Source organism: Pelosinus propionicus DSM 13327 (genome assembly GCF_900114615.1).
Lineage (GTDB): Bacteria > Bacillota > Negativicutes > DSM-13327 > DSM-13327 > Pelosinus > Pelosinus propionicus.
Map to the genome: position 1 here is coordinate 1 of NZ_FOTS01000061.1, position 19,642 is coordinate 19,642.

The window sequence follows — 19,642 nt, forward strand, 5'->3', positions numbered from 1 at the left end:
ATATGGGCTTCCGACGTTTTCTTATGAGAGGCAGCGTCAAGGTGCAAACCGAGTTTCTATTGCTGTGCATGGGGTATAACCTAAACAAACTCCACAACAAAATTCAAAGTGGTCGCTGTGGAACTTACTTGCATATTCCCAAAGCAGCCTGACAAATACAAATAGACTTTTTTATTGGGGAAGAGGCTTCCTCTGTTTGCTATGGGCATAAACGGAAGAAGAGCTTCTTTGTTTATTCTTTTTCGCCTGGATTTTATCTGCTCAAGAAAGGAAGGCTGCCACAAAATGCTTTTTTTCAAAAAGCATTTTGCGACAGCCTCTTTTTGTTCATTATTTTTTTGATTCTACATTAAGAGATGATAATACTTGTAATTACACGGTTACGACCTTCTTTTTTAGCCTGATAGAGTGCTTTGTCGGCGAGTTCAATAATTTTTTCTGTACTAGGTGGAGTGGCCGAAATGGCAGGATCATAAGTGGCAATTCCTAAGCTGGCAGTGATTTTGGCTGTGGTGGTTCCAATATCGTCAGGAAAACTTTCATTTTCGATGATTTCGCGTAATTTTTCTCCAAGAAATTTTGCTTCATTACTACTGCATTCAGGCAGAATAATGCTAAACTCTTCACCACCATAACGTGCGGGTAAATCAATATTGCGTACATTATATTGAAGAATTTGACCAAGTTGACTTAATAATTTGTCGCCAGTAAGATGTCCATAAGAGTCGTTATATCGTTTAAATTTATCAAGATCAAGCATAATTAAACTTAGTGGACGCTTTAAGGATGCTGAACGTTTTAGCTCAATAGTTAAAAACATATCAAAATTTCGTCGATTTGCTAGACCTGTAAGGCTGTCAGAGAGAGCCATCAATTTTATTTGGTTATATAAATGAGCTTTCTCCAAACCAAGGGCAATTTGTTGGGACATTAAAAATGCAAAAGATATGCGATTTAAACGGTCAGGGGCAACGAAATGCTGCCATCCTAAAAGTATTAATCCAAGAAGATTTTGTTCTACAGCAATTGGCAGGACCATCATATATCTTGATGCATTTTGATCATATAGTTCAGCGAAAGGAGCAAAGGTATTTGCACTTGTAATGCTGGGTCTAAAGGTTTCGAGTAAAGCTGCCAAAGCAGGATAAGAGTCTAAATTCATTTTTACAAGTTTATAATTGAAATTAATCGAGGAAATAATAGTAAAATTCTTTTTATCAGTATCAATAAGCATACCGACAGCTACGTCAGCATTGAGTGCTTTCATTACATGAGATGTACAATGCTCAATAATTGTATTGGTATCAATAGTCGTTGAAGTAGTCTGAGATATTTCCGATAGAAATTTTTCTTCTTCAAGATGCAGTTTTGTCTTTTCAAAAAGCATCGCGCTAGCAATGGCTGTGCCTGCATGACGCCCTAAAGCTGTTAGAAATCGAAGATCGCTTTCATTAAAAGCATTAAGGTCAGAAGAATAAGCTTCAATAATTCCAATGACTTCACCATCGTGAATTAAAGGGGCGCAAATCATGGATTGGATGCTGGAAAATATAAGTTGCGGTTTTTGTATATCGGGATGCTGGGATAGGTCATTAATAGAAAGAGCGATATTCTGTGCTATTACTTGCCCGCGCAAGCAATGATTTAATGGAATGACAGATGGTGGTGTATTGATTCCGTGGGTTGCGACTACCTGAATGTGAGTTTGATTGGTACATAATAGACCGATTAAACTTTGCCGAGAATGCATTAAATCAGTCACCATATCAGCGATTGCATCCAGAGTATCTTTTACATTGAGTTGTGAAGAAATAATCGTGCCGATTTTTGATAATGTATCTTCTAGTAAATTGCGCTGTTGCTCTGATTTTTTATATAATTCTGCATTGTTAACAGCTAATTGTTCTAATTGTTCTTTAAATAGAAGCAATTGTTCATAAGGATGTTTAATAACGAATTTGAATACAGCTCTCAGAATAAAATAGTAGGCAAAACATTTGCAAAGATGAGCGAATACATTGGTTTGTATGGAAATGTCGGAAAGATAGGCTAAGTTAGACAGAATGCTGAATAATAAGGCAATTTGCATACAATCACCGGTTATATACTGGGAAAAATTGCGGCGTAGAATAATAAGCGAAATACTGTGAATACTAATAGCTATCAATAAGGTGGCAATAACTAATGGATGGTTTGCGTTGTCGATATGGAGAAATGATGGTAACGTATCAAATCTGTCGAAAGTAAAGTTGAAATTAGTAAGTAGCCCTGTGAGTAGGCCTATTAGCAACAAACTGGCAGTGTAAAACAAGAACGTGTCAGTCGGCTGGGGTGTTTTTAGTGAGAGACGTATGGTGTACAAGATAGCGCAAGCCCACACGATACAAGCAATCATCCAATATATAATCCATCGGGTATCAGCAGGATTATTTGCGGAATAAGAAAGCAACTGCCATAAATCTAGAATGCTGGCGCATAATATGAAAAAACTGATGGCTTTTCCTTTTAAATAACTGTAGTGATTTACATTTTTGCTGATACCATGCCAAGTAATAAAGGAGATAATAACTCCAAGTATAATTGTGAAAATTCCTAGCATATTATGAGCTATGATCAGCATTTTTGTCACCTCTTACGTAGAGTGATTTTGTTTTATCATATGCGCAGTTTGGCTAAAAGTTTACAAATGTACCAGTGGAGCTTATCGATGGGTGATACTACATAAAGTAAGTGAGGTTTTACAATGGATAGAATTTGTCCTGCTTGCAATGGATTAAATGTGATTGAAGATCAGTGCCCCATTTGCGGAGAAATTTTATTAGATGGCGGATCACTGCAAAATTATGTAGGTCCCTACAGTCCTTATATGGAAAGTGATATAGAAAATCAATGCATTCATATATTATATTGCGCTGAGTGTGGTTATGATGTAAGAATTGCTATACCGTTGAATTCTATATAATAATCCATTTTTTAAAATGAATTGAATGGATAAAAAAATTAAGAAAGTAGGATACTAATACAGAAATAAATAAGTAAATTGCTGGTTTTGAGATGTTACTGCAAGCATATTAAAAACAAAAGAATGTACAAGAAGGAGTGATTTTATGTCGAATCCCATAGTAAAGTGTACTGTGGATCAATGCAGCCACTATATGCCTGGTGACCAATGCATGGCAGCTAAAATTAGCATTTATAATGAAGAAGCAACAGGAAAATCAGAACAAGTAAAAGATACGCAATGTAAGTCTTTTCATGATCGTAAAACAATGGGAGATATGATAGGAGCATTGCATAATGCCAATATTGGTGGGACTATATCTGCAGCCTTTCTGGATGGTACTCAAGTAACACCTCAGGTAGAGTGTTTTGTGAATAACTGTAGTTACTGGCAGGGGAACAATGTCTGCAATGCATCCCAAATTGATGTATTTGGCGTAAATGCTGCCAAAACAGATGATACAGATTGCAGAACTTTCAAGAAAAAGGACTAAAATAAAAAATGCCGAAGGCTGTTGGCAGCTTTCGGCATTTTTATTTTGTTCCTGTAAACTTGAATCTAGTGTTTATGCTCACAACCACAAGAACAACCGGGAGAATGGTTAGTTGGTTGTTGTGCATCAAAATGGGTTTTAACATGTCCCTTAATCGTATCAATATACAAACGGCGCAACTTGGCTTGTTCGGTTCTTTCTTCTTCGGTTAATGTTCCTGCCTTTTGCTTTCGTCCTAGCTCATTAATCCTTGAAATATCTTCTGGTGTTATCATAATAATGAAGACCTCACTTCCTATTTATGTTATTATTTACTTAAGAGAAAAATAATAACATTTTACAAAATTTTATTATTATATTTACCATTTGTAAAGTGAAAAAAACGTAAAGGGTGAAAATCTATGTATGATTTGATTATTATAGGTGGTGGACCTGCTGGACTGACTGCCGCAGTGTATGCAGCGCGCAAAAAAATGAATACCCTATTGCTGACAAAAGAATTTGGCGGACAACTCATGTGGACAAAAGAAATAGAAAATTATATGGGGTATCAATTTATAAGTGGTCCAGAACTTATGGGGAAGTTTGAAGAACAGGTGAAACGTTTTGCTGTTGACATTCAATATGAAGAAGTAAATGGCTTTGTTGTGAATCCAGATGATACTTTTTTGGTTAAGACAGAAATGAAGGAATATCAAAGCAAAACTGTGATCTTAGCTACAGGCAAAAGGCCCAGAGGTCTAGACATACCTGGAGAGAAAGAGTTTACTGGGCGGGGAGTTAGCTATTGCGCTACTTGTGATGGCCCTTTTTTTGACAATAAGGCGGTAGCAGTCATAGGTGGGGGCAATTCTGCGGTTCAAGCAGCTCTTGAACTTAGTAAAATTGCACATACCGTATACCTAGTGGTACGGAATAATCATTACATTGCAGACCCGATTATTCTTGAAAAAATGAAAGTTGCTACCAATATTATTGAAATGCTCGGTTATGAATCAGAAGGCATTTATGGTGATGAAGTAGTGGAAAAAATTACAATCCGTGAGATTGCAACTGGAAAACTTCAAGATATCGCTGTCGATGGAGTCTTTGTGGAAATTGGATTAGAACCTAATTCTGAGTATGTAGAAGATATAATTAGAATGAATAAGAGAAAAGAACTTATGGTCGATTGTCGTTCTAGAACCAATATTCCAGGAGTGTATGCAGCAGGAGATATAACGGATGGTCCTGATAAACAAATTGTAATCGCAGCAGGAGATGGTGCTAAAGCTGCTTTGATGGCTTATGATTATCTGCTGCACAAAGAATAACGAGTATATGGTAAGTCTAATTTTAAGACTTGCCATTAATTTTAAGTTGTCGGAAAATATAAATTTTAATGTAAGGTATTGGCTTTTGCTGTAAATGCCGTATAATAGAGTAATATCTCTTTAAAAGATTACAAATGTATTCTCAAAAAAGACAAAACTAGGCAGAATTCAAATATTGTGTGTGGAGAGTGAAAAAATGAAAGCAGTAATTACAATTGTGGGACAAGATCGAGTTGGAATTGTAGCAATGGTTAGCGAAATTTTAGCGGTCAACAGCGTGAATATCTTAAATATTAATCAGAATATTTTAGATGGATTTTTCAATATGGTAATGATTGTGGATATGAAAAGCAGCAAAGTAAGTCTTAAAGATATGCAACAGACTTTAAAGGGAAAAGGCGATGAACTTGGTTTGGATATTAAAGTGCAGCATGAAGATATTTTTCAAATCATGCATCGGATATAAGGTAAGGAGGAACGTTGATGTTAACCATTCAGGAAATATTAGAAACGAATCGGATGATTGAGCAAAACAATTTTGATGTTCGTACCATTACATTAGGCATTAGCTTAAGAGATTGCTGTCATTCTGATATAAAGATCTTCTGTCAGAATATTTATGAGAAGATTACGCGGGCAGGAGAGCATTTGGTTCGTACGGGGGAAGATATTGAAGCAGAATACGGTATACCTATTATCAATAAACGTATTTCCGTGACGCCAATTGCCATAGTTGCTGAGAGTTGTCATACTGATAGCTATGTTCCTGTGGCCCAGGCTCTAGATGCTGCGGCCAAAACGGTTGGTGTGAACTTTATTGGTGGTTTTTCGGCTTTAGTTGAAAAAGGATATACAAAAGGGGATCGGATTTTGATCCAATCGATTCCAGAAGCCTTGGCACAAACAGAACGAGTCTGCTCTTCGATTAATCTTGCTTCTACCAAGGCAGGAATTAATATGGATTGCGTACGGGAAATGGGGCAAATTATTAAGCGAACTGCAGAACTTACTAGTGATCGTGATGCTCTAGGATGTGCAAAGCTTGTAGTGTTTGCAAATGTCCCAGAAGACAATCCTTTTATGGCTGGCGCTTTCCATGGCGTAGGAGAAGCAGAAAAGGTAATCAGTGTAGGGGTAAGTGGTCCAGGTGTGGTAAAACGCGCTTTAGAAGAGGTAAGAGGACAAGATTTTAGTGCGGTTGCAGAAACCATTAAGAAAACAGCATTTAAAATTACTAGGGTAGGACAGCTTGTTGCTCTTGAGGCTTCCAAACGCATGGGCGTGCCGTTTGGTATTATTGATTTGTCATTGGCACCTACACCAGCAGTTGGTGATAGTGTTGCACATATTTTAGAAGAGATGGGCTTAGAAAGCTGCGGTGCACCTGGTACTACTGCGGCATTGGCAATTTTGAATGATGCAGTGAAAAAGGGTGGGTTAATGGCCTCATCTCATGTTGGTGGATTAAGCGGAGCCTTTATTCCTGTGAGTGAAGATGCAGGAATGATTGCAGCAGTAGAACGCGGCAGTTTGACATTAGAAAAACTAGAGGCAATGACTTGTGTTTGTTCAGTTGGGCTTGATATGATCGCTGTGGCAGGAGATACATCTGCCTCTACCATTTCTGGTATTATTGCCGATGAAGCAGCAATTGGCATGATTAACAATAAGACGACAGCTGTACGCATTATTCCTGTACCAGGAAAAAAAGTTGGTGACAGTGTAGAATTTGGTGGTCTTTTGGGATATAGCCCGATTATTCCTGTTAACACCTTTAAATCGGATACGTTTATTGCTCGAGGCGGTAGAATTCCTGCACCGATACGCAGTTTGACAAATTAGTCATATTGTTTTACATTAAAGATAACCCTTTCAGCTAGTAAGGAAGGGTTATCTTTTTGCTTATTTTTATAACAAAAATAACATTCTGTACCTTATAGAATTTTTAGTGAGATCTTGGACAACTCTACTTTCATAGGAGGAATTTATGCGTATAACCAAAGCTGTCAAACAAGAAATGCTATCGATATTAGAAGAGCGTTATCAAGGTACTGCCACAGCGCTTGATTATTCTTCGCCTTTTGAATTATTGATTGCTGTAGTTTTATCGGCTCAATGTACCGATGTACGGGTTAATATTATAACGAAACGTTTATTTCCTGAGTATAATACGCCCACAAAGATTAAAGAGATGGGGTTAGAAAAGCTAGAGGAATATATTCGAGATTGTGGATTATATCACAGCAAAGCTCGCAATATTATGGCAACATGTGATATTTTATGTCAAAAATATGATGAAAAAGTTCCAGAAACATTTGAAGAATTAATTACTCTTCCTGGAGTTGGCAGAAAAACAGCAAACGTCGTATTAAGTCAACTGTTTAATATTCCGGCAATTGCTGTAGACACTCATGTATTTCGAGTATCCAATCGACTGGGATTAGCCAAAGGAGATACCCCTTTGACTGTAGAGCAAGGGTTGATGAAAGCAATACCTCGCAATAAATGGAGCGATGCGCATCATTGGTTGATTTGGCATGGCCGAAAAGTTTGTAAAGCGCGGAAGCCGGAATGCAATACCTGTCCTTTAGCTGGACTGTGTCCAAGTAAAATTCTCTAAAGTTGTGATTTTCTGTAGTGATGATATAATAGGAAGGTAATTTAAACTACGGGAGGTATATCATGTCAAAAAAGATTGTAAGTATCCTGCTTGTTTTATTTGTACAAGTATTTTTAATTGCTGGGTGTTCTGGCAACAATGGTAATACTGGTAGTCAGGCAGCTCCAGAGAGCACGCCTAAGCAGACGACAACAGCAAAAAAGAATAGTATTGCTAAATTTGAGACTTCTAAAGGTGACTTTAAAATAGAATTATTTGAAGACAAGGCGCCTGTTACGACTAAGAATTTTATTGACTTGGTAAATAAGAAGTTCTATGATGGATTGATTTTTCATCGTGTTATCGATGGATTTATGATTCAGGGAGGAGATCCTAAAGGAAACGGTACAGGAGGGCCTGGCTATACCATTAAAGATGAGTTTCACCCTGATTTAAAACATGACAGTGCTGGTATCCTCTCTATGGCTAATGCGGGGCCGAATACAGGCGGATCACAATTTTTCATTACTCTAGCACCTACTTCTTGGTTAGATAAAAAACATGCAGTCTTTGGTAAAGTTACGGCTGGTTTAGAGGTTGTTCAAGCAATTGGCAAGGTTAAAGTTGGGGCAAATGATAAACCGGCAGAAGATGTTATCATTAAAAAAATTACCATTGAGCAGCCGTAATAGAGTAGCCATGCCATATACATATATTGTTCAGTGTGCTGATGGTACTTTATATACTGGTTGGACAGTCGATTTGGAGAAACGACTTGCGGCCCATAATGAGGGACTTGGTGCTAAATATACCAGCAGCCGTGTACCAGTCTCTCTCGTTTATTGGGAATCCCAAGAAAATCAAAGTACGGCACAAAAACGTGAAGCAAGAATAAAAAAAATGTCTCGATGTAAAAAGCTGGATTTAATACGTGAATTTGTCAATAGTTAGCCAATGAGAAAACTATGAATGGCAAGGACGCAAAGGTGTGTAAACATTGCATGCCGTTGCGTTTTTGTGGTTGAATAGAGTATTGATTTTGACACAGTAGGTTTTACAAGCTACAATAATAAACATATCGAAAAAAGTTAAAAGAAAAATTTAAACAATGCAGGTGAATAGATTGAGCGTATTAACAGTAGAAAATGTAACCCACGGATTTGGCGGCAGACAAATACTAGAAAATGCATCTTTTCGTTTATTAAAAGGCGAACATGTTGGATTAATTGGAGCAAATGGTGAAGGGAAATCTACCTTCTTAAATATTATTACAGGACAATTAATGCCTGATGAAGGTAAGGTAGAATGGTCGAATCGAGTAACCGTGGGGTATTTGGATCAGCATACAGTATTGAGTAAAGGAAAAACTATCCGAGAAGCACTGCGGGAAGCTTTTCAAGGAATGTTTGATCTGGAAGCTGAAATGCTGGGGATTTATGATAACATGGGTGATGCATCACCTGCAGAGCTAGATAAGATGATGGAAGATGTAGGCGAGATTCAGACCATTTTAGAAACAAATGGTTTCTATATGATTGATGCTAAAATCCTTGAAGTCGCAAATGGTTTAGGATTGGCTGAAATCGGTCTTGATCGAGATGTAGCTGATTTAAGCGGCGGGCAAAGAACAAAGGTATTATTAACAAAATTATTATTGCAGAATCCAACTATTTTGCTCTTAGATGAGCCTACCAACTATTTGGATGTAGAGCATATTGAATGGCTAAAGCGATATTTAAAAGAATATGAGAATAGCTTTATCTTAGTCTCTCATGATATTCCCTTCTTAAACGAAGTTGTAAATGTTATTTATCATGTGGAAAATACAATATTGACGCGCTATACAGGAGATTATGAGCAATTTCAACAATTATACAATATACGTAAAGGGCAAGAGTCAAAAGCCTATGAACGGCAGCAGCAAGAAATTGACCGATTAGAGGACTTTATTTCTCGTAATAAAGCTCGTATCTCTACTACTGGACGGGCAAAAAGCCGACAGAAACAATTGGATAAAATGGAAGTATTGGAAAAGCCGAGGGAGAAACCTAAAGCAACTTTTCGTTTTAAAGAAGCAAGAACGCCAAGCCGCATGATTGTTGAGGCTGAGGATTTAGTATTAGGCTATGATGAACCGTTGACGAGACCTGTTACATTTCAATTAGAGCGGGGGCAGAAGGTAGCAATTCGTGGTGTCAATGGTTTAGGAAAAACGACTCTTTTAAAAACGATCTTGGGAAAAATTCAGCCAGTAGCAGGCAAGGTAGAACTTGGCGATAACCTGCATGCAAGTTATTTTGAACAAGAATCGAATCGTCATAATAACAACACTGCTATGGAAGAAGTCTGGCAAGAATATCCTGGTCTAAGCCACTTTGAAGTACGTCAGGCGTTAGCTCGCTGTGGATTGACGAATGATCATATCACCAGCCAGATGATGGTATTAAGTGGTGGTGAAAATGCAAAAGTACGATTGTGTAAGTTAATGCTGACGGAAGCAAACTGGCTCGTATTAGATGAACCGACCAATCACTTGGATGTAGATGCCAAAGCAGAGCTGAAAAAAGCTCTCGCTGAATTTAAAGGAACTGTTTTGTTGGTATCTCATGAACCAGACTTCTATGAAGACTGGGTAACACATATTTGGAACGTTGAAGATTGGACTACAAAAGTTATATAATGGTGTAATAAAAGTCGCTCCTTACACGAGGAGCGACTTTTTATACATTATGAACTACAAAATAAAATGCTGACTTCACATATCTTCACGTTTTTGTAGTTTGCTGATTTAATTTTTAAAGTAATGTAATCTCTTCATTCGGATTAATGATATGTACGGGAATCTTAAAGCGCTCTTCTACATCAGTTTTAAAGGTTGATGGGTCCTGGGCAATGAGAGGCCAAGTGTTGTAGTGCATAGGTATAACATTGCCAGGTTTTAATAAATTAACAGCTTCAGCAGCATCTGATGGTCCCATGGTGTAGTTGTCACCAATTGGCAGTAAGGCATAATCAATTTTTTCTAAACGTCCAAGCAATGCCATGTCGCCAAAGATACTTGTATCACCGGCAAAATAAATGGTCTTATCGAAAAAGTTGACAATAAAACCACAGGCATGACCTCCTGGTATACCTGAACCGTGGAAAGCAGGAGTGATTCGCACATAACCGAAATCGAAAGGATGTTTGCCGCCAATATGCATAGCATGAGTAGTACAGCCTTGTTCATTACAGAATTTAGCTATTTCAGCGGTGGCGATGACAGTTGCGCCTGTGCGTTGAGCAATTGTGACAGTGTCACCTAAATGATCGTCGTGGCCGTGGGAAGTTAGAATATAGCTGCAGTTTATTTCGTCTGGCGATAGGGTTGCCTTTGGATTGCCAGTAAAAAAAGGATCAAATACAATAGAAATTTGTTTATAGGTAAGTTGAAAGCAAGCGTGACCGTGAAATTTTAATGTAATCATAGTAGCCTCCTGTTATTTTCTCTTATTGATAGTATACAAGGAACTTTTAAAGAAAATCAATAAGGGAGGATCAAATTACGTAAAGTTTAAATCAGCTCTTTGCTTCACCCAATAGAAGAGTCTAGATTTCACTATGATAATTATGCAATTGCAGGATTTTAGCAGTATTTACCGAAATATGTGAGTAGTTGGAAAGAACGGAGGAATGACTAAGTGAGAATTATGACAAGAGGGTTGTTATTTGGTCTTTTATTTTCTATAATGCCGTTATTTGCATATGCTGCTGACAATCAATTCAAAGAGGGTGATCAAGGAAATGAAATTGCAGCCATACAAATGAAGCTAAAAGAAAAAGGTTATAAAATTACTAAGATTGATGGAAAATTTTCAACAGAGACAACGAAAGCTGTTCGGAATTTTCAAAAACGGCAAAAACTCAAATCTGACGGTATTGTTGAGAATAGAACCTATTATATATTAATGGGGAAAAATTTAAAAGTAAGTAATGAAAAAGTGCAAGATAAGGCAAAACAGATAACGGATACAGCTAAAAACTATGTAGGCGTACCGTATAAGTTTGGCGGTACTAGTCCCAAAGGGTTTGATTGTTCCGGTTTTGTTCAATATGTATTTGGTCAAAAGAAAGTAACTTTGCCTCGGGCTGCAGATGAGCAGTATAAGGTGGGGAAAGCAATAACGCAAAAGGAACTTAAGCAAGGCGATTTAGTTTTTTTTAGTACCTATGAAAAAGGTGCTTCTCATTGTGGCATTTATTTAGAACAGGGTAAATTTATTCATGCATCCAGCCATGGCGTCATGGTCAGTCACTTAGGAGAAAGTTACTGGAAGACACGGTATCTTGGTGCAAAACGAATTATTTGAGGAACGAAAATAAAAATGTCCTTGAATGCTTGACAGAGATGTAAAGTTTTGTTATATTATCATTAAATCAAATAAAGATTTGTAAATATGATGAATAGGATAAGTAAATTAGCAGCATTTTTCAGAGAGCCAGGGGGTGGTGTGACCTGGTAAATGTACTGATTGAAATACACCTAGGAGTAGCAGGTTGAAAGGTAACAAGTAGACCGTGCCGGAATGCCACCGTTATTAGAGGCTAGAGTATCAGGTTAATTGCCTCGTACTTGAAGAGTAATCGGCTTGCAATGCAAGCAGGGTGGTACAACGAGCAATAGCATCTCGTCCCTGTATAGGGATGAGGTGTTTTTTATTTATTTAAGGAGGAAGTGGTTAAGCTAAATTATATAAGTACAACCTCATCGCCACTTATTAAATTTGTGGTGTAAATTAAAAAAATGTAGAGGGGATATAGAATTATGATTATTGTAATGGAACCAGAAGCAACGCAAGAACAAGTACATGTAATAATGAATAAGCTAGCGGCATTAGGTTTAAAGGTTCATTTGTCAGAAGGCGCGACTCGTACGATCATTGGAATTATTGGTAATAAACAGTTGATTGCTCAATTACCGATAGAGGCAATGGATGGTGTGGAAAAAACAGTAGCTGTGACTGTCGATTATAAGTTAGTTAGTCGTGAATTTAAGCAGGAAGATACGGTTGTAGATGTTAGCGGTATTTTGATTGGGGGGAATCATTTAGCAGTTATGGCTGGACCCTGTGCAGTTGAAAGCCGGGATCAGCTATTGCAGTCTGCCTTTATTGTCAAAGAAGCAGGTGCACAATTTTTACGCGGAGGAGCGTATAAGCCTCGTACCTCTCCTTATGCTTTTCAAGGATTGGAGGAAGACGGCTTGAAAATGTTGGCGGAAGCGAGGGAAAAAACAGGGCTGAAAATCGTCACTGAAGTTGTGGATGCTGAGTCAGTGCCTGTTGTCAGTGCTTATGCTGACATGCTGCAAATCGGCTCACGCAATATGCAAAATTTCCAGTTGCTCAAGACAGTAGGAAAAACCAATAAGCCTGTATTATTAAAGCGTGGCTTATCGGCAACCATTAATGAATGGTTGAATGCTGCGGAATATATTATGAGTGAAGGAAATTACAATGTAGTATTGTGTGAACGCGGTATTCGAACTTATGAAGAATATACGCGAAATACATTGGACTTAAGTGCAGTGGCGGCAGTAAAAGACATTAGCCATCTACCGATTATCGTAGATCCTAGCCATGGTACAGGTCGCTGGAAATTAGTGCGTCCTATGGCCAGAGCTGGTATTGCTGCTGGTGCTGATGGACTTATGGTTGAGGTTCATCCTAATCCTGCAGAAGCCTTATCAGATGGGAAGCAATCGTTAACTCCGGAGAATTTTGAACTAATGATGCAAGAAGTGAAAATAATTGCCAAGGTAATGGGGAAGGTTATGACATGAAAATAAAGCGTATTGCAATCATTGGCTTAGGGCTAATTGGAGGCTCTCTTGGCTTAGCACTGAAAAAGCAGTGCGGGGAAGAGGTAAGAATAACAGGGGTTGACCATGATCCGAAAACGTTAGAACTTGCTGTACAGCGCGGTGCTGTAGATTACAGTACGAATGATTGGAAAAAGGGAGTAGAACATGCCGATATTATCTTTTTATGTACTCCTGTACTTCAAATCATACCGATTGTTGAACAAATTTTGCCCTATGTAAAAGTTGGAGGAATTTTAACGGATGTAGGTAGTACGAAAGGGTTCTTAGCAGAAAAATTGCTTGGCATGATGCCTACTGGTATTCATTATGTGAGTGGGCATCCGATGACGGGGATTGAGCGAAGTGGTATTATGGCAGCGGATCAAGGATTATTTAATGATAAATGGTATATTCTAATCCCTGAGGCCTCTACCTCTCCTGAGGCTGTTGCAATCATCTCTCAGATACTTACCTGGACAGGAGCTAGGATTACTACAATGGAATTGGCCGATCATGATCAATGTGCGGCAATCATTAGCCATATTCCGCATGTAGTGGCTGCTGCTCTTGTGAATCTCTTAGGGAAATACCCAACTTTGGAGGAAAGTTTTAAATTAGTAGGTGGCGGATTTCGTGATACGACTCGTATTGCTTCCTCTAATGCCGATATGTGGGCAGACATCTGTTTGACTAACTCTCAGCCTATTACCCAAAGCCTGTTGCAGGTGAAAGAACTGCTGGATGAAATGATTCAAGCAGTAGAAAAGGCGGACCGGCCAGCCATACATCATTTTTTTAAAAGAGCGAAAGTTCGTAGGGACATTTTAATAGAAGAAACAGACTCCCATGTCGTTTAAAAGGCATGGGAGCCTGTTTCTTCTATTGTAGTTTTTTAAATTATTGCGTAACGGCAGCCCAGTTGGCATTAATAATTTGTGCCATTAGTTTTTTTCCTTCGATATCTAGATGCAGCCCATCTGTGGCGTAGCGAAGGGGCAAGGTCTGATTTTCATCTGCAAAATAAGGTTCAAGGTCAATGTAGTACCTTTGTTGGCGAATAAAGTGATTTACGACAGCAAATTCTTTTTGCCACTCCGGTACAGTCTCTTCATTAAAGACCTGCTGAATAGCCTGAGGATTAATCGGTGGCAATGTAAGAAAAATTGGTCGAATGCCATGAACTAAGCATTTATCACGAATCGCACTCAGTTCTTTGACAACTTGACTTCCGGGTACACCTCCACGCAAACTATTTGTGCCTCCCATAATAATTAGAAACATAGGATGATATGGCAGTACATCTGCATCAAATCGGCTTAACATAGAAGCGGAAGTATCACCACTTTTACCTAAATTTATAGTGGGAAAGGATAAATAATTTTGGAAACTATATTCGATATCAGCTGGTGAATAGGAAACAGCACCACCACCATGAGTGATACTATCACCTAAAGTAGCTGCGTATTTGCCTGGTGAGCGGTCGACAATAAAGGATTCTGCATTCGAATATACACCAACTGCCATACCACTTTCATCTAAGCCGCGAACACGCCAATAATAGGTGCCAGGGGTCACCAAAGGTGTTTCATCGTAGTAATCTGAACCCATAGTAACAATTTGTTGTCTAAGGCGATGACGAGATGGCTGTGTCCCATTGGGATTTTCGGGAGGTGCTGAGGTTAATTCAATTTCATAAGAGGTGGCTCCAGTAATGGGAATCCATGAAAACACGGGATAGAGAGGTACTGGCATGTTGGCAGCCTTATAGCCAGTATTCGAGACGGGCTTTAGGTTTGTAGATAACGAATGATCAATATGGATTTCGAAAACATCAGAAAATACGCCGAGTGGATTTCCTGCATAATCGAGAGCTCGAACTCGCCAAAAAATATGATCATTAGGGAAGGTGGATAGATTGATGCTATAACCATTTGTAAACACTTCTCGTGAGGCAAATATCTGGTAGCGGGAAAGAAATATATCATTTGGATTTTCGGGTGGAGCGCTTAAAAATTCGATTTCATAGTAGACAGCTCCTTGGAGTGGAGTCCACATTAATAACGGAAAATTAGAAGCAGGAGCATGAATGGGATAATGTATCAAAGAGCGGGGTCTATTTTGCACTGCTTCCTGGCCTGTACCAGTTTTTGTTATTGGGATAAAGTCAGAATATGAACCTAAAGGATGATGAAATAAGCTATGTGCCGACACTCTGAGATAAGCGCTTTCTGGAAAGTTCTGACGAATTGTAATAGAATTTTCAAAAGTGCGATATTTTATAATTAGATGACGAGGTACTTTATTGGAAGAATCTTGAGCTTTCTCTGGAATTTGGTTTACAATTTCTACCTCATAATAGGTGAAGTACGATATTGGTGACCAAATTAGTGTATAGTTATCTTCTTCATTAGTAATCTCTACGGTTGGTTTATAATTAAGTAATCCGATCTGATCACTATTTTCAATAAAAAATAATAGAATCGTCAGTATGACGATTAAAAATAATAATCGTTTCATATTAAACACCTGCTTATTGATCTAGACATCATGATGTCAATTTTACCATAAATGTTGATTCATGGCTAATGATGATGATTTTGGAAGGATTTACAGAAAATTATGCGAATTGTATTGTAAATTGAAATGTTGAAAATAGGGGAAAGTTGGATGAGATGCTTATAAAAAATAGTCTTAGTATACGATTTATGTTGAGTATCGCTGTTGTGGTAACAGTGCTGATGACAATAAATTTATTATGGAATATTCATCAATACAGCAGTCAAGCTGAGGAAGAAATGCGTGAAAAAGCAGCAGTGGTCTCCAGGCAGCTTATTGCGATTCGCTCTGTTATTGCTCTCAGACAAGATGAGATCAATTCGGATTCACAGGGACATTATGAATTTAAACATCTAAACCCAGCAGCAGTAGGAAAAGAGGTTGGCGATTTTTTCAATCAATCTTCTGGCTATAAAATCAAACAAACGCGCTTTGTCGTTCGTGCTCCAGAAAATGCTCCTGATAGTTTTGAAGTTGAAAAGATGAAAATATTGGCCGCCAACTCAGAACTTCAAGCAGTGTGGGGATATGACATGCATGATGGAGAAAGAGTTTTTCGTTATTTTACTCCTTTATATTATGATGAAAGTTGCATGTCTTGTCATGGCAAACCGGCAGGTGGTCAAGATCTTTCAGGAAATCTGAAAGAGGGATTTACAGTGGGTGATTTTGCTGGAGCCATTAGTATTATCGTTCCAATGACTACTTACGAAACAAACCAGAGAAGCTATATTATGAGTCAATTATTGTTTATTGTGTTTATGGTTTTAGCCATCATCGGGCTGATTTATATTTTAATGGAGCACATTGTAATAATGCCAATTCAAGAACTTACTGAGAAGGTGACATCCATAGGAGATGGCCAATTGGAAACGAAATTGGTTGCTATCCACACTTATGATGAAATGAAATCTTTTGTGGAAGCTTTTAATACAATGGCAGATAAAATTCAATATTTTTATAGTGAATTAGAGCAAAAAGTTAATGAGCGAACTCATCTGCTGCAAGAAGCCAACCTACAGTTGCTTGCACAAGGTGCTGCACTGCGGGCTATGAATGACAAGCTCAGCCAAGCTGATCAACTCAAGTCAGAATTTTTAGCAGTGATGAGCCATGAACTACGAACGCCTTTAACTGCTATCATTGCATTTAGCGAAATATTGTTATACGAAGAAAATTTAAGCAGTCAGCAACGAGAATATTTAGAAGATATCTTTGAAAGTTCTCATCAATTACTAAGTCAGATCAATGATATTTTGGATATGTCCAAAATTGAAGCTGGTTTAATCCGGTTAGACAGGCGGCCTACAGATATTAGAGAGATCATTAATGGAATTACTCGTATTATCTCACCGTTACTGCTTAAAAAAAAGCTTCAGTTTCATATTAACATTAATTCTGCTGTACCCATAATCATGGCTGATCATGATAAAGTAAGCCATATTATCAAAAACCTCATTGGTAATGCTGTGAAATTTACACCTAGTCAAGGCTTTATTAGCATTGAAGCAGAGGTCATTCATGAAAAACAGGAGTCATATCTTGAGATAGCCGTGAAGGATACGGGCATTGGTATCAGTGAAGAAGAACAAGGTTATATTTTTGAAAAATTTAAACAGGCTGGCAGTCAAGGTGAACGAGAATATATGGGGAGTGGATTAGGTCTTGCTTTAGCCAAAAATTTTGTTCAACTGCATGGAGGAGAAATCAGAGTGGAAAGTACAATTGGCGAAGGAAGCATTTTTACGTTTACTTTGCCGATTGTTGGAAGCGGAGGTTACATATGTACAACGAAAAAATACTAATTGTTGATGATGATGATAAAATACTAAAAATTCTTAAGCATTGTTTTGAACGGGAAGGCTATATGGTTGTAATGGCTATGGATGGTGAAGAGGCATTAGCGGCGGCAAAGCGAGAACAGCCTGATTTAGTGGTGCTTGATTTAATGCTGCCAAAGATTAACGGTTTAGATGTTAGTAGTATTTTGATTGCAGAGTATGATATGTCTGTTGTTATTTTATCTGCAAAAGGTGATGAATTAGATCGTATTGCGGGCTTTAGAATGGGTGTTGATGATTATATTGCAAAGCCTTTTAGTCCAACGGAGCTAGTACTGCGAGTACAGGCAGTACTTCGTCGATCGAAAGGGAAGAAGCAAGAGAAGAATGGAAGCATAGTATCTGGCAATCTACGAATTGATAGTAAGGCTAGGTCCGTAAATATTGATTCAGAAATTATAGAACTAACTACTAAAGAATTTGAGCTGTTATGGCTCTTAGCAAGTAATCCAAAGCAAGTCTTTACCAGAAAACAATTGCTTAATAAAATTTGGCATAGTGATTACCATGGTGATGAGAACACCGTTACGGTTCACATGCGACGCTTACGAGAAAAAATTGAACCAGATCCATCTAAGCCGCTTTATATTAAAACTGTATGGGGTGTAGGCTATAAATTTCAAATGTAATCATTTTGTAATAGTTTTGTAAGCTGGATGTAAGTAAGTTATAGTATGATAAAAGCGTAGCTCCGGTAGAAGGTAGGAGGACCATAGCCATGTATCGAGATATCAGTGTAAATCTGGTGGATGTCAGCAAGAAAATCGGCACCCGGTATTTATTTACGGGAATTAATCTTGTAATAAACGCTGGTCAGTGCTTAGCCATTACGGGACCCAATGGTTCAGGGAAATCAACCTTGCTAAAAATAATTGCAGGTCTTAATCAGCCAACGACAGGTGCAATACAGATTATAAGCAACAATAAGCAATTGGATGCGGAGGAGCGTCGGGGCAGTTTGGGGCTTATTTCTCCTGAGATTATATTATATGCTGATTTAACAGGCTATGAAAATATATTGTTTTTTACTCGTTTGTGTGGAATAGAATGCAATCAACAAATGATAGAAGAATATTGCCGAAGGGTTGGCTTGGCAAATGATAAGGAGCAATTAGTGCGTACCTATTCTACAGGAATGCGGCAGCGTCTAAAGTTTGCTCTTATGCTGGCGATTCAGCCCGGGTTATGGCTATTGGATGAGCCTTCCTCCAATTTAGATGCTGATGGGAAAAAGCTCATAGCTCAAATGATTGGCAGAGGGCTGGAACAGAATGCCACAATCATTATTGCTACAAATGAGCCATGGGAGGCGGAACATGCCGATTACAAGATTGAGCTTGTTTAATCGTATTTGGGCAATTATGATGAAAGATGGAATCTGCGAGTTTAGAACCCGTTATGCTGTGAGTGCATTATTGATGTTTGCTTTAATATCTTTAGCCAGCATCAGCATGGCCATTGGTGCAGCAAGATTACCCGAGGATCTTACAGCAGCTTTATTGTGGATACTATTGTTTTTTTGTGCTATGGCAGGCTTATCAAGAGTTTTTGTTCAAGAACAAGAGTCAGGTACTATCTTAGCACTGCAAATTTATGGGTCAGGGCAAGCTGTACTATTTGGTAAGTTATTATTTAATACTTTTATGCTATTGACTCTGACGGTTTTAATCATTCCATTATTTATCGTTTTCTTGAATATCGAAATTTATCATTGGTCAATATTCTTATTGGTTCTGATTTTGGGTGATATTGGCATTGCAGCTGCCAGCACCGTTACTGCTGCTATGGTAGCTAAGACCCAAGGGAAACATGCATTATTTACGGTAATGACGTTTCCTATATTATTACCTCAATTTTTAAGTAGTATTAGTACTACAGCTAAGATACTAATGAATGTTAAGCCCGATGTATCTGACATCATGTTTATGGCAGCCTATAATGTGGTATTGATGATTGCATCATCCATCTTGTTCGATTATCTTTGGTACGACTGATTT

Annotated in this window: 21 protein-coding genes and 1 other annotated feature; of the genes, 17 read left to right on the forward strand and 4 right to left on the reverse strand. The window is 38.1% G+C overall.

Going from position 1 to position 19,642, the window contains the following annotated elements; translation table 11 throughout:
* Positions 1 to 2 precede the first annotated feature (2 nt).
* Positions 3 to 152 (forward strand): transposase, encoded by a 150-nt coding sequence (locus BMZ99_RS22275; protein WP_139214823.1) that lies wholly within the window; start codon positions 3 to 5, stop codon positions 150 to 152.
* 197 nt (positions 153 to 349) lie between these two features.
* Here BMZ99_RS22275 and BMZ99_RS22280 read toward each other — a convergent pair whose 3' ends face one another.
* Positions 350 to 2,620 carry a diguanylate cyclase gene (locus tag BMZ99_RS22280; RefSeq protein ID WP_090943102.1) on the reverse strand — a complete coding sequence of 757 codons (2,271 nt, stop codon included), beginning with the start codon at positions 2,618 to 2,620 and terminating at the stop codon, positions 350 to 352.
* Positions 2,621 to 2,743: 123 nt separating this feature from the next.
* Between BMZ99_RS22280 and BMZ99_RS22285 the strand changes: the two genes are divergently transcribed.
* Both BMZ99_RS22285 and BMZ99_RS22290 read left to right on the forward strand, forming a co-directional pair.
* A complete protein-coding gene (locus BMZ99_RS22285; protein WP_090943104.1) occupies positions 2,744 to 2,962 on the forward strand; it encodes a hypothetical protein in 219 nt (72 codons plus the stop codon).
* A 145-nt stretch (positions 2,963 to 3,107) separates the two neighbouring features.
* Positions 3,108 to 3,494, forward strand: a complete 387-nt coding sequence (locus BMZ99_RS22290; RefSeq protein ID WP_090943106.1) for a DUF1540 domain-containing protein — start codon at positions 3,108 to 3,110, stop codon at positions 3,492 to 3,494.
* Positions 3,495 to 3,559: 65 nt separating this feature from the next.
* Here BMZ99_RS22290 and BMZ99_RS22295 read toward each other — a convergent pair whose 3' ends face one another.
* Positions 3,560 to 3,769, reverse strand: coding sequence for a DUF896 domain-containing protein (locus BMZ99_RS22295; RefSeq protein ID WP_090943108.1), 210 nt, complete (start codon positions 3,767 to 3,769; stop codon positions 3,560 to 3,562).
* Positions 3,770 to 3,895: 126 nt separating this feature from the next.
* Here BMZ99_RS22295 and BMZ99_RS22300 point away from each other — a divergent pair, with 126 nt between their 5' ends.
* The 7 genes from BMZ99_RS22300 to BMZ99_RS22330 all read left to right on the forward strand — a co-directional run bounded on the left by BMZ99_RS22300 (position 3,896) and on the right by BMZ99_RS22330 (position 10,086).
* Entirely contained in the window at positions 3,896 to 4,807 is a 912-nt protein-coding gene (locus tag BMZ99_RS22300; protein ID WP_090943110.1) for an NAD(P)/FAD-dependent oxidoreductase, read from the forward strand.
* A 196-nt stretch (positions 4,808 to 5,003) separates the two neighbouring features.
* Positions 5,004 to 5,273, forward strand: coding sequence for an ACT domain-containing protein (locus BMZ99_RS22305; RefSeq protein WP_090943112.1), 270 nt, complete (start codon positions 5,004 to 5,006; stop codon positions 5,271 to 5,273).
* 17 nt (positions 5,274 to 5,290) lie between these two features.
* Entirely contained in the window at positions 5,291 to 6,649 is a 1,359-nt protein-coding gene (locus BMZ99_RS22310; protein WP_090943114.1) for a PFL family protein, read from the forward strand.
* A gap of 145 nt (positions 6,650 to 6,794) precedes the next feature.
* Positions 6,795 to 7,427: an endonuclease III gene (gene nth, locus BMZ99_RS22315; protein WP_090943116.1), complete on the forward strand. Its 633-nt coding sequence runs from the start codon at positions 6,795 to 6,797 to the stop codon at positions 7,425 to 7,427.
* Between the two features lie 62 nt (positions 7,428 to 7,489).
* Positions 7,490 to 8,095 (forward strand): peptidylprolyl isomerase, encoded by a 606-nt coding sequence (locus tag BMZ99_RS22320; protein WP_090943118.1) that lies wholly within the window; start codon positions 7,490 to 7,492, stop codon positions 8,093 to 8,095.
* 10 nt (positions 8,096 to 8,105) lie between these two features.
* Positions 8,106 to 8,357 carry a GIY-YIG nuclease family protein gene (locus BMZ99_RS22325; RefSeq protein ID WP_090943120.1) on the forward strand — a complete coding sequence of 84 codons (252 nt, stop codon included), beginning with the start codon at positions 8,106 to 8,108 and terminating at the stop codon, positions 8,355 to 8,357.
* 172 nt (positions 8,358 to 8,529) lie between these two features.
* Positions 8,530 to 10,086, forward strand: coding sequence for an ABC-F family ATP-binding cassette domain-containing protein (locus tag BMZ99_RS22330; RefSeq protein WP_090943122.1), 1,557 nt, complete (start codon positions 8,530 to 8,532; stop codon positions 10,084 to 10,086).
* A 115-nt stretch (positions 10,087 to 10,201) separates the two neighbouring features.
* Here the strand turns inward: BMZ99_RS22330 and BMZ99_RS22335 are convergent, their stop codons facing one another.
* On the reverse strand, positions 10,202 to 10,873 hold the full coding sequence (locus BMZ99_RS22335; RefSeq protein WP_090943124.1) for a metal-dependent hydrolase: 672 nt from the start codon (positions 10,871 to 10,873) through the stop codon (positions 10,202 to 10,204).
* A gap of 222 nt (positions 10,874 to 11,095) precedes the next feature.
* On the opposite strand from BMZ99_RS22335, the gene BMZ99_RS22340 reads away from it, so the two are divergent.
* From BMZ99_RS22340 to BMZ99_RS22350, 3 genes are all read left to right on the forward strand, one after another.
* A complete protein-coding gene (locus tag BMZ99_RS22340; protein ID WP_245755115.1) occupies positions 11,096 to 11,755 on the forward strand; it encodes a C40 family peptidase in 660 nt (219 codons plus the stop codon).
* 81 nt (positions 11,756 to 11,836) lie between these two features.
* Positions 11,837 to 12,084 (forward strand) — a binding site (T-box leader).
* A gap of 126 nt (positions 12,085 to 12,210) precedes the next feature.
* Positions 12,211 to 13,227, forward strand: a complete 1,017-nt coding sequence (gene aroF / locus BMZ99_RS22345; RefSeq protein WP_090943128.1) for a 3-deoxy-7-phosphoheptulonate synthase — start codon at positions 12,211 to 12,213, stop codon at positions 13,225 to 13,227.
* On the forward strand, positions 13,224 to 14,105 hold the full coding sequence (locus tag BMZ99_RS22350) for a prephenate dehydrogenase (RefSeq protein WP_090943130.1): 882 nt from the start codon (positions 13,224 to 13,226) through the stop codon (positions 14,103 to 14,105). The genes aroF and BMZ99_RS22350 overlap by 4 nt, the downstream gene beginning before the upstream one ends.
* Positions 14,106 to 14,145: 40 nt before the next feature.
* On the opposite strand, the gene BMZ99_RS22355 is transcribed toward BMZ99_RS22350, so the two are convergent.
* Positions 14,146 to 15,765, reverse strand: coding sequence for a GDSL-type esterase/lipase family protein (locus BMZ99_RS22355; protein ID WP_090943132.1), 1,620 nt, complete (start codon positions 15,763 to 15,765; stop codon positions 14,146 to 14,148).
* 188 nt (positions 15,766 to 15,953) lie between these two features.
* Here BMZ99_RS22355 and BMZ99_RS22360 point away from each other — a divergent pair, with 188 nt between their 5' ends.
* The 4 genes from BMZ99_RS22360 to BMZ99_RS22375 all read left to right on the forward strand — a co-directional run bounded on the left by BMZ99_RS22360 (position 15,954) and on the right by BMZ99_RS22375 (position 19,639).
* Positions 15,954 to 17,609, forward strand: coding sequence for a c-type heme family protein (locus BMZ99_RS22360; protein ID WP_090943164.1), 1,656 nt, complete (start codon positions 15,954 to 15,956; stop codon positions 17,607 to 17,609).
* The gene (locus tag BMZ99_RS22365) at positions 17,588 to 18,274 is read left to right on the forward strand and encodes a response regulator transcription factor (protein ID WP_090943134.1); all 687 of its coding nucleotides are present in this window, start codon (positions 17,588 to 17,590) and stop codon (positions 18,272 to 18,274) included. The genes BMZ99_RS22360 and BMZ99_RS22365 overlap by 22 nt, the downstream gene beginning before the upstream one ends.
* An 89-nt stretch (positions 18,275 to 18,363) precedes the next feature.
* A complete protein-coding gene (gene ccmA, locus BMZ99_RS22370; RefSeq protein WP_090943136.1) occupies positions 18,364 to 18,990 on the forward strand; it encodes a heme ABC exporter ATP-binding protein CcmA in 627 nt (208 codons plus the stop codon).
* A complete protein-coding gene (locus BMZ99_RS22375) occupies positions 18,962 to 19,639 on the forward strand; it encodes a heme exporter protein CcmB (RefSeq protein ID WP_090943138.1) in 678 nt (225 codons plus the stop codon). The genes ccmA and BMZ99_RS22375 overlap by 29 nt, the downstream gene beginning before the upstream one ends.
* Positions 19,640 to 19,642: the final 3 nt, after the last annotated feature.